At 70.4% G+C, this 10,028-nt stretch carries 9 protein-coding genes and 1 pseudogene; 4 read left to right on the top strand and 6 right to left on the bottom strand.

The annotated features are described in order from the left end of the window. The 5 genes from IY392_RS16695 to IY392_RS16675 all read right to left on the bottom strand — a co-directional run. A partial coding sequence (locus IY392_RS16695) for a TSUP family transporter (protein WP_194861834.1) occupies positions 1–437 on the bottom strand: 437 nt, incomplete at its 3' end. Positions 438–445: 8 nt separating this feature from the next. Then, the gene (locus IY392_RS16690; RefSeq protein WP_107757746.1) at positions 446–1,456 is read right to left on the bottom strand and encodes a sulfate/molybdate ABC transporter ATP-binding protein; all 1,011 of its coding nucleotides are present in this window, start codon (positions 1,454–1,456) and stop codon (positions 446–448) included. After that, complete coding sequence (locus tag IY392_RS16685) at positions 1,446–2,339, bottom strand: sulfate ABC transporter permease subunit (RefSeq protein ID WP_107757747.1); 894 nt, start codon at positions 2,337–2,339, stop codon at positions 1,446–1,448. Before IY392_RS16685 ends, IY392_RS16690 begins: the two co-directional genes overlap by 11 nt. Further along, positions 2,332–3,201 carry an ABC transporter permease gene (locus IY392_RS16680; protein WP_194861833.1) on the bottom strand — a complete coding sequence of 290 codons (870 nt, stop codon included), beginning with the start codon at positions 3,199–3,201 and terminating at the stop codon, positions 2,332–2,334. Before IY392_RS16680 ends, IY392_RS16685 begins: the two co-directional genes overlap by 8 nt. Positions 3,202–3,203: 2 nt before the next feature. Further along, complete coding sequence (locus IY392_RS16675; RefSeq protein ID WP_107757749.1) at positions 3,204–4,232, bottom strand: sulfate ABC transporter substrate-binding protein; 1,029 nt, start codon at positions 4,230–4,232, stop codon at positions 3,204–3,206. A 163-nt stretch (positions 4,233–4,395) separates the two neighbouring features. On the opposite strand from IY392_RS16675, the gene IY392_RS16670 reads away from it, so the two are divergent. Next, entirely contained in the window at positions 4,396–5,205 is an 810-nt protein-coding gene (locus IY392_RS16670; RefSeq protein ID WP_194861832.1) for an adenylate/guanylate cyclase domain-containing protein, read from the top strand. Between the two features lie 21 nt (positions 5,206–5,226). On the opposite strand, the gene IY392_RS16665 is transcribed toward IY392_RS16670, so the two are convergent. Then, positions 5,227–5,847 (bottom strand): TetR/AcrR family transcriptional regulator, encoded by a 621-nt coding sequence (locus tag IY392_RS16665; RefSeq protein WP_194861831.1) that lies wholly within the window; start codon positions 5,845–5,847, stop codon positions 5,227–5,229. Positions 5,848–5,865: 18 nt separating this feature from the next. Here IY392_RS16665 and IY392_RS16660 point away from each other — a divergent pair. The 3 genes and pseudogenes from IY392_RS16660 to IY392_RS16650 all read left to right on the top strand — a co-directional run. Then, positions 5,866–6,999: pseudogene (locus IY392_RS16660) on the top strand (hypothetical protein); the annotation flags it as partial. A 68-nt stretch (positions 7,000–7,067) separates the two neighbouring features. Further along, entirely contained in the window at positions 7,068–8,066 is a 999-nt protein-coding gene (locus IY392_RS16655) for a TIGR03617 family F420-dependent LLM class oxidoreductase (RefSeq protein WP_107757752.1), read from the top strand. Further along, on the top strand, positions 8,063–10,028 hold a 1,966-nt coding region (locus IY392_RS16650; protein ID WP_194861829.1), incomplete at its 3' end, for a PEP/pyruvate-binding domain-containing protein. The genes IY392_RS16655 and IY392_RS16650, both read left to right, overlap by 4 nt.

Raw genomic sequence — 10,028 nt, 5'->3', positions numbered from 1 at the left:
GCCGTACGCTGGCGCCTGCTGATCCACGCCGCCACCCGGCCGGGGCTCGTCGGGGCACCACCCGGGCGGCGGGGCCGCACCAGCGAGTATCCGATCGGGGCGAGCAGGGCCACGGCCAGGAGCCGCGCGACATCCTCACCGGGAGCCAGGAACACCCGGACCCCCGCCCCGAGAACGACGCCGGGGACGGTGCCGGCGAGCAGGCGCACCATCAGCTCCCGCGAGCCCGTGAACGACCCGCGCCGGTGGAATTTCCACAGGGCTCCGGGCGCGGAGACGATGTTGTAGAGGAGGTTGGTGGGCGTCACCTGCGGGCTCGAGACCGACAGGAACTGGAGCTGCACCGGCAGCAGGAACACCGCGCCGGAGACGCCGACCGGGGTGGTCAGGGTCGCTATCACCAGGCCGGCGACGAAGGCGACCAGCAGGTCTGCCACGTGGTGGGTCAACCCCGGACGTGCACGACGTCCCGCACCGGGGCCGCCGCCGGCTCCCGCAGCACGTCGGCACCCGGGTGGGCGCGGACCCACACCCGGTCCCCGGCTCCGATCCCGGTCGCGGTGGCCTCGGTGCGGGTGAGCTGCCCGTGGACCCGCTCCGCGCCGGGCGCGTCGTCGAGCTCCACCTCGTAGCGGATCTCGAACCCGACCCGCCTCCAGCGGACGACCCGCCCGGGCACGCCACCGGACTCGGGGCCGCGGGACACCAGCACGTCATGCGGACGCAGGAGGACCCCTCCCAGCCTGGTGACGGGACCCAGGAAACCGAAGACGAACTCGTTGGCCGGGTGGTCGTACAGCTGTTCCGGAGTGCCGATCTGCTCGACCCGGCCGTGGTTGATCACCACGATGGTGTCAGCCACTTCGAGGGCCTCCTCCTGATCGTGGGTGACGAACACCGAGGTGACGTGTACCTCGTCGTGGAGCCGGCGCAGCCAGTCGCGCAGTTCTTTGCGGACCTTGGCGTCCAGCGCCCCGAACGGTTCGTCGAGCAGCAGGACACTGGGTTCGATCGCCAGTGCCCGGGCCAACGCCATCCTCTGGCGTTGTCCGCCGGAGAGCTGGGCCGGGAGCCGGTCGCCGAACTGGGCGAGCTGGACCAGGTGCAGCAACTCGTCGACGCGCCGCCGGATTTCCGGCTTCGGGACCTTGCGGATCTCCAGCCCGAAGGCCACGTTCCTGGCCACCGTCAGGTGCTTGAAGGCGGCGTAGTGCTGGAACACGAAGCCGACGTTCCGCTTCTGTGCCGGCACGTGGGTGGTGTCTCGGCCGTCGATCTCGACCGTGCCACGGTCCGCGTTCTCCAGACCGCCGAGGATCTGCAGCAGCGTGGTCTTGCCCGAGCCGGATGGTCCGAGCAACGCGGTGAGCCCGCCGGAGGGTACGGAGAGGGTGACGTCGTCGAGTGCGACGAAGTCCCCGTACCGCTTGCTGACGCCTGAGATCTCAATCCCCACTGGGGCCCTCTTTCGGTCGAAGGATCATGACGATCACCAGTGCCGCCACGGCGATGAGTGCGAGCAGGAAGCCGATGGCGTACGAGCTTCCCGTATCGAAGCCCTGGTGGAGCCGCTGCACGGCGATCGTCGCCGTTTCGGTGCGGTTGACGATGCCGCCGGAGACGATCAGCACCGCGCCGAACTCCCCGATCGCGCGGGCGAAGGTGAGCACCACGCCGTACGCGACGGCCCACTTGATCGCCGGCAGGGTGATCCGCCACAGGACCTGCCGCCCCGAGGCCCCCAGGCTGCGCGCGGCGGTCTCCTGGTCGTCGCCGATCTCCCGGAGTACGGGCACCACGGCGCGCAGGACGAGTGGCAGGGAGACGAAGGTGACGGCCAGGACGATGCCGGTGTAGGAGAAGACCACCGAGATGCCGATCTCGGCCAGCGGTCGGCCGAGCCACCCGTGCGCGGGACCGTAGGCCAACAGCAACGCCAGGCCCACGATGATCGGCGAGACGGACACCGGCAGGTCCATGAAGGAGCTCAGCAGTCGCTTCCCGGGGAACTCGTGACGCACCAGCAGGATCCCCAGGGTGATCCCGAAGACCGTGTTGAGCGCCACCGCCCACAGTGCACTGGACAGGGTGATGAGCAGGGCGTGCTGCACGGAGGGATTCTGCAGCGCGGAGACCAGGTGGTTGGAGCCGTCGAAGAAGGTCCGCTGGACGATCATCAGCAGCGGCCAGCCGACCAGGAGGAAGAGATAGGTGACGACGACGGCGAGGCGGACACCCGCCCACGGCGACACCGGCCGGAGCCGACGAACGGGCACAGCGGTCGGGTCGTCGATACCCGCGGTCGGGGTGGACGGTCTCTGATCGGTCCGCTCAGCCATGGCGCGCCACCCTCCGTGAGATGACATCGAGGATCGCGATGGCCAGGAGCGCCACAGCGAGCAGGACCACCGCGACAGTGGCGGCGGCGGCCACGTTGTCTATCTCGATGTAGCTCTGGATGCGGATCGGCGCGCCCTCGGAGATGTTGGGTCGGTTACCGGTGAACAGCACCAACGCTCCGAACTCCCCGACCCCCCGCGCGAAGGACAGGGTGGCCCCGGCGGCGATGGCCGGCGTCAGGGTGGGCAGGACGATGCGACGGAACGTCTCGGCCCGGGACGCACCGAGGGACCGGGCGGCCTGCTCCACCTGCGGGTCGAGCTCGAGCAGGACCGGCTCCACGGTGCGCACCACGAAGGGCAGAGTCACGAACAACACCGCCAGGAAGACCGAGTACGGGGTCCCCGCGATGGTCAGGCCCAGCGGACTGTTCGGCCCGTAGAGGCTCAACAGCACCAACCCGGCGACCAGGGAGGGCAGGGCGAAGGGGATGTCGATCACCAACTCGATCACCCGCTTGCCGGGGAACCTGTCGCGGACCAGGACCCAGGCGATCAAGGTGCCCACCACCATGTTGACCCCCGTCGCTGCGAGTGCGGAGAACAGGGTCAGGCGGATGGCGTTGGCGGTCTGGACGTTGGTCAGGGTGCTCCGGAAGGTCTCCCAACCCCCCTCAGCGGCGGAGATCACGACCAGGGCCAGCGGGATGAGCACCAGCAGGCTGAACCACAGCACCGACACGCCCAGCGCGACGCCGGCCGGTCGGGTGAGGGTGGTGCGCGCGGCGCGCCACCGCCTCCGGGGGGCAGACCCCGGAGGCGGTGGCGCCGGAGTGGTCGTCGGTGTGAGGACGGTGGCCATCGTCAGTTCAGACCGGAACTCTGGATGATCCGGGTGATGATCCCGTCGTCGTCGAAGTAGGTGTCGACGACCTGCGTCCACCCGTCGAAGTCACCATCGACCGTGTAGAGCTCGGTGATCTCCGGGAACGGGTCCGCGGGATCCGTCGCGCCGTCGACCTGACCGATCTCCACCTGGTCCGCCAGGTGACGCAGGGGACGGAAACCGTACTGCGCGTAGATCGCCTGACCCTCCGGGCTCAGGGCGTAATCCAGGAACGCCTGCGCGGTCCCCGGCGCGGAGACGGTGACGGCCGCCGGGTTCTCGATGAGAAGGTTTCGGTCCGGGACGATGTACTCGTACTCCTCACCCTGCTGTCTGCCGAGGATCGCCTCGTTCTCATACGAGATCAGGACGTCTCCGGTGCCGTCGAGGAACGCCGTGGTGGCATCGCGGCCCGAACCGGGGAACGCGGCGACGTTGCCGATCACGGACTCGACGAACTTCGCGGCCTCCTCCTCCGTCCCGCCCTTCTGCAGTACGGACGCCCACGCCGCGAGAATGTTCCACCGCGCGGCGCCCGAGGATCCGGGGTTGGGGGTGACGATCTCGACGTCCTCGCGGGCCAGGTCCTCCCAGTCGGTGATGTTCTTCGGGTTACCCTCGCGCACCACCAGCACCACGACGGAGTCGGTGAGGAATCCGTTGTGTGGCCCTGAGTTCCATTCCTGGTCGACCAGCCCGGCGTCGACGAGCCGGGTGACATCGGGTTCCACGGAGAAGTGGACGACGTCGGCGGGCTGGCCGTTGGCCACGGCCCGCGACTGGTCGCCCGATGCGCCGTAGGAGGTGAGCCAGGAGACTCCCTCGCCGTCCGGGGTCTCGGCGAACGCCTCCTGCACCGCGGCGTTGCCCTCTGCGGGCACGGCGAAGCCGACGATCGAGAGTTCGTCCCCGGACGCCGTCCCCCCACAGCCCGCGACGAGCGCGGCGGTCAACCCCACGCCCAGGAAGCCGATACCCAGCCTCGAGAGGGTTCGTCTGTTGCTCATGTCGTGTCCACTTTCGCCGGTGTTGCCGGTCGGCAACAGAAGAGAAAGCTAACGACTCTGCGTGCGAAGGCTGAACTGTTTTGTTCACCGTGACGCAAACCGCGCGGGCGGGAGCCACAGGTGGCGCGCGTGGACCACGGGCGGTCCGGTTACCCTCGTGAGCATGTCGAACCCTCGGTGGGACCGGGCGCGCGCGTCCGCGGCCCGGATCGCAGCGGGTGCCCGCGACGTCAACAGACACCCCTCCGCCGTGGAGGCGTTGCGCCGGATCCGACGGGCCCTGCCCGGCGACTCGGGGTTCGGGGATCCGCTCTCGGCCGCGGGCCGGGACAGCGCGGGCACGATCGCGCGCGTGGCCGGCAGCCTGTTCGACGAGCGACCCACCGCCTCGCGGGAGTTGTCCCTGGGCGGGCTCCAGGTATGGCACGCGCTGACCCAACGATCCGGCAGGAGCGGCAGCGGGAGCGAGGTGACCATCGTGTTCACCGACCTCGTGGGGTTTTCCAACTGGGCCATGCGGGCGGGGGACGAGGATGCTCTACGCCTGTTGAGAGAGGTCGCGTCTGCCACCGAGCCGCAGGTGAAAGCCCACCGCGGGCACGTGGTCAAGCGCCTTGGGGACGGGCTCATGGCCGTGTTCCCGTCCCCACAGCTGGCCTTCGACGCGGTCGTGGCCTGCTCCGAAGGGCTCGACCCGGTGGAGGTCGCCGGCATGCGGCCCCGCATCCGGGCCGGCATCCACACCGGCACCCCACGTCTGATCGGTGGCGACTACCTCGGCGTGGACGTCAACATCGCCGCCAGGCTGGCCGAGAAGGCGGGTGCCGACGAGATCCTGGTCAGCGAGACCACCCTCCCCGGGCTGGACGAGTCCAGGGTGTCGGCGCGCCGCAAGCGGAGTTTCCCGCTCGCCCGGGCCAAGGGGATCCCCGAGGAGGTCGCCGTCTACACCGCGGTCCCGCGCCAACGTTGAGCCCCCGCTCCCGAGCCACCGCTATCCGGCTGATCCGGGCCACCTTCCGGTGATCAACTCGGTCATCTCGGTCACCCAGGTGTCGTCGAGTGCGGCGTCCCGGCGCACGAGGATGCGGAAGATCGCGGTGCCGGCCACCACCTCGGCCAGCATGGGCAGCTGGTCACCACCGCGGCGCCCCTGTCCGAACCGCGACTCGAACGCGGTCAGGTTCCCGGCCAGCCGGGCGATCATCTGGTCGTGGAGCTCGGGGTCGGCGACGGTGTCGGCGATCAGACCCGGTAGCGCGACCCGCACCTCGGGCCTGTCGAACAGGTCCCGGATCGTCTCGACGAGGACCCTAATGTCGTCGCGGAGATCACCGGAGCCGCCCGGCGCGGGTATCGCCTCCGCGTCCAGGACCGCCTCGTGGACGAGCTGCGCCTTGCCCGACCATCGCCGGTAGATGGACGCGGTGGTGGTTCCCGCGCGCGCGGCGATCGCCGAGAGCGACAGCGCGGGGTAGCCCGTCTCGCAGATCAGCTCCCTGGTGGCGGCGATGACCGCGGCGTCGATCCGGCCGTCGCGAGGGCGCCCGGCACCTGGGCGACCCCCGGCGGACTTGGCCGATTCCCCACCAACCGCGCGCGCGTCTGCTGTCATGAACCCACCATAGTTCCAATGCAGTGTGCATCGTATTGTAGGGAGAGCCCCGTGACCCTCAGCCCGCTCGACGAGTACCCGATCCACCAGACGCACGCGCCGGTGAACTGGCCGGCCACGTCCGACCGGAACTTCTACGATCGGTCCTACTTCAACGTGCTCGACCGCGAGGGCCGATTCATGGCGCTCACCGGCATCGGCTACTACCCGCGACTCGGCGTCAAGGACGCCTACGTCGTGGTCCGCCGGGGTGATACGCAGACCGCGGTGCACCTCAGCGACGCGATCGACGACGACCGCCTCACGCCTCACGTCGGCGGGTACCGGCTCGAGGTGATCGAGCCGCTCCGGGAACTGCGGCTCACTCTGGAGCCGACCGAGGGCATCGCCGCCGACCTCACCTGGCGGGGCCTGTTCCCCGCAGCCATGGAGGAACCGCACTCGATGCTCACCGACCGCCGGGTCACCCTCCAGGCCAGCCGCTTCGCACAGCTGGGCACGTGGGAGGGGTGGATCGAGGTCGACGGAGACCGGTTGGAGGTCACGCACTCCTCCTCCGTGGCCGCCCGGGACCGCTCGTGGGGCATCCGACCGGTGGGCGAACCCGAGCCGGCCGGGCGGCCCGACACCGCGTTCCGCGGAATGTGGTGGCTCTATCTGCCCCTGGCGTTCGACGAGTACCAGTTGTTCCTCATCATCCAGGAGGACCCCGACGGTCACCGCAGCCTCTACGACTGCACGCGGCGCTGGCGGGACGGCCGGGTGGAGCAGCTCGACGGCGTGCGCGTGGACGTGGACTACCGCGTCGGCACCCGGATCCCGACGGGCGTCCACGTGGAATTCATGAACCGCGCGGGTGATCGGTTCCGGCTGGACGTGGAGTCCAAATTGTTCGCCCCCATCGCGTTCGGTTCGGGGTACGGCGGCGACTCCTCCTGGGCGCACGGCAGCTGGAAGGGCGAGGGCTTCACCGAGCGGGTGAGCTTCGACCTGACCGACCCCCAGGTGATGGCCGGCGCGGCGTTCAGCCTGATCGACCACGTCGGTCGCGCCGTGTGCACGGAGGCGGACGGATCGACCCACGAGGGCGCGGGACTGTTCGAGCACGGCGTGATCGGCCCCCACCACCCGTCGGGGTTCACCGACTGGACCGACGGTGCGGGCACGGGGTCGGGTCCGGACACCGACGCGGGGTCGGCCTCGCGGGACGGGACGCCGGCGTGAAGGTCATGACCGCGCTCTTCGGCCCCACGGACGCCGTCGACCGTTCGGCAGCGCTCAGGGAGGCCGGTGCGTCCGGGGTGTTCACCTTCGAAGGCCCGCACGACGTGTTCACCCCCCTGGTGCTGGCGTCCCAGGTCCGGGGCCTGGACGTGATGTCCAACGTCGCGATCGGCTTTCCCCGCAACCCCGTCCAGCTGGCCCACCAGGCCTACGACCTGCAGCTGCTCAGCGAGGGCCGGTTCGTCCTGGGGTTGGGTACGCAGGTGCGGGCGCAGATCGAGAAGCGCTACGGAACCGAGTTCGATCACCCCGTCGAGCGCATGACGGAACTGGTGGGGGCTCTGCGGGCCGTCTTCGCCACCTGGGAGACCGGTGAGCGCCTGGATTTCCGGGGGGAGTACTACCGCCACACCCTCATGACACCCACCTTCGTGCCCGGACCCAACCCGTACGGCCCGCCGCCCATCTACCTCGGCGCGCTCGGGCCCCGGCTGACCCGGGCCACCGCGCAGGTGGCCGACGGCCTCCTGGTGATGCCGTTCGGGTCCACGAAGTTCCTCCGTGAGTCGACGATGCCGGCCGTGCGCGCGGGACTCGCCGCCGCCGGTCGCCGTGAGGACGACTTCGAGGTGGTGCCCGAGGTGATCGTGTCCGTGGCCGCCGGACGGGACGACGACCACGTGTCCACCCGCCGGTTGCTGGCGTTCTACGGTTCCACCCCCGCGTACAAGCCGGTGCTCGACGCCCACGGCTGGGGCGATCTGCAGCCCGAGCTCAACGCCATGTCCAAACAGGGCCGATGGCAGGAGATGACGTCGTTGATCAGCGACGAGATCCTGCACACCATCGCCGCTTGCGGAACCCCGGCCGAGGTGGCCGCGCACATCCGCGACCGGGTGGACGGGGTGTCGGACCGGCTCTGCCTCTATCAGACCGGTCCCATCGCCACCGATGCGCTGGCCGAGATCGTCGACGCGTTGGGGGGCGGGCGATGACGCCGACGGTGGTCGAGTTCGACGAGGTCACCGACGACCGCTACGGCGGGAAGGCCGCGGGTCTGGCAGGACTCCGGCGTCTCGGCCTGGACGTCCCCCACGGTTTCGTCATCGCGGACGCGTCGGCCGACCTCGTCGTCGTCGACCTCTCCCGGTGGTTCGACCGCATGGCCGAGGCCGGCGCGACGCCGGTGGCCGTGAGGTCCTCGGCGGCCGGAGAGGACGGCGGGGACCACTCGTTCGCCGGACAGTACGACACGGTGCTGGGCGTGGAGTCGGCAGAGGATTTCGCCGACGCGGTGCGCACGTGTGTGGCATCCGTCGGCTCGGGCCGCGCGTCGTCCTACCGTGCCGATCCGGCGACCGGCACCGGGTCCGTTCCGGCGGACACCAGCACGGCCACCGGCCCGCCGGCCATGCACCTGGTGGTCCAGCAGATGGTGGACGCACGCGCCGCCGGCGTGGTGTTCACCGCGGACCCCACCAGCGGCCGGCGCGACCTCATGGTCATCGACGCGGTTCCCGGCCTGGGTGAGGCGCTGGTCGACGGATCGGCGTCACCTGACCACCTGATCCTGGATTCCGCCGGCCGGGTGGCCCTCCGCGAGTACGACGACGAGGCGGTCTTGTCCCCCGAGGAGATCGCAGCGATCAGGTCGGGCGCCCAGCGCGCTGAGCAGCACTGGGGCCGAGCGATGGACCTGGAGTGGGCGATTGACCGGACCGGCAGGCTCTGGTGGCTGCAGGCCAGGCCCGTCACCACGCTTCCCGCCGACCTCGCGGAGATGGACTCGCCGCTGGCCGGTGAGGACCACGTCTATACGCGCTGCAACATCGGCGAGATGATGCCGGGGGCGTTCTGTCCCCTGACGGCGTCGGTCTCGGGGTTCGCGATCGACTACGCCATGCAGCAGATCCAGGTGGTGGCCCGCGCCCAACCGAGCTACGACCGACCCTGGCTCCAGGTGGGATACTTCTCCGGGCACATGTTCCTCAACCTCACCGAGGGGACGGCGCTGAGCTCGGGCATCGTGGGCAACTCGCTCGAGCAGTTCTCCACCTCGATCTGCGGGCGGGTGGTCGACGAGCTGGTTCCCAAGCCGCCCAAGCCGTTCCTGCGCCGGCTCGCCAACACCATTCGCCTGTCCTCCCACGCGCTGTCCGCCGGACCCGCCATCCGCAGACTGCCGGGGCGGATCACCGACTGGCGGGTCCCGACCGACGACGACCCGCGGCGGGTGATGGAGCAGTTGGAGGCCGGGATCGAGCTCTACTGCGACGTCACGTTGACCCACGTGCGGTCCTCCTCACGCGCCGCGGTCGCCGCCAACATCCTCGAGAGCGTGCTGATCTCGCGAGCGGTCAAGGCCGGACGGGGGGAGGACTCGGGCCGCACCGACGCGGCGCGGCTCATGGCCGGCGCCTCCGATGTGGAGAGCGCGGTCATGCTGGAGCAGCTGGACGCGGTGGTCCGCGCCCTCGCCGCCGATCCCGCAGCCGCCGCGGGTTTCCTCGCCACCGATCCCGGTGACGCCGTGACCCGCCTGCGGGCCTCGGACGGCGCGACGGGCGCGATGCTTCGTGAGTTCCTGGGCCGTCACGGTCACCGCGGATACCGCGAGCTGTGCATGCGCGACCCCTCCTGGGCCGACGATCCGGAGGGACTCGGGGCGATGATGCAGGTGATGGTGCGGTCGGCGCAGGCGGCGGGCGATCCGGCCGGCTCCAATCCGGACAGCTCCGAGCCGTCGGGCTCCCCGCGATCCGCCCCTCCGATCCCGGTTCGCGCTCCGACCTCCGGGGGCGGATCGACCTCTGAGGGGCAGATTGTGAGCCCGGCAGCGGCAGGCCCGACAGCGGCAGGCCCGGCAGCTGCAGGCGCGGCAACTGCAGGCCCGACAGCGGCAGTCCCGACAGCTGCAGGCCCGGCAGCGGCAGTCCCGACAGCCGCAGGCGCGGACG

The sequence above is a fragment of the Dietzia sp. SYD-A1 genome, assembly GCF_015356725.1.
GTDB lineage: Bacteria > Actinomycetota > Actinomycetes > Mycobacteriales > Mycobacteriaceae > Dietzia.
Note: the sequence above shows the minus strand (reverse complement) of the source record. Positions and strands in the feature narration are given on the sequence as shown.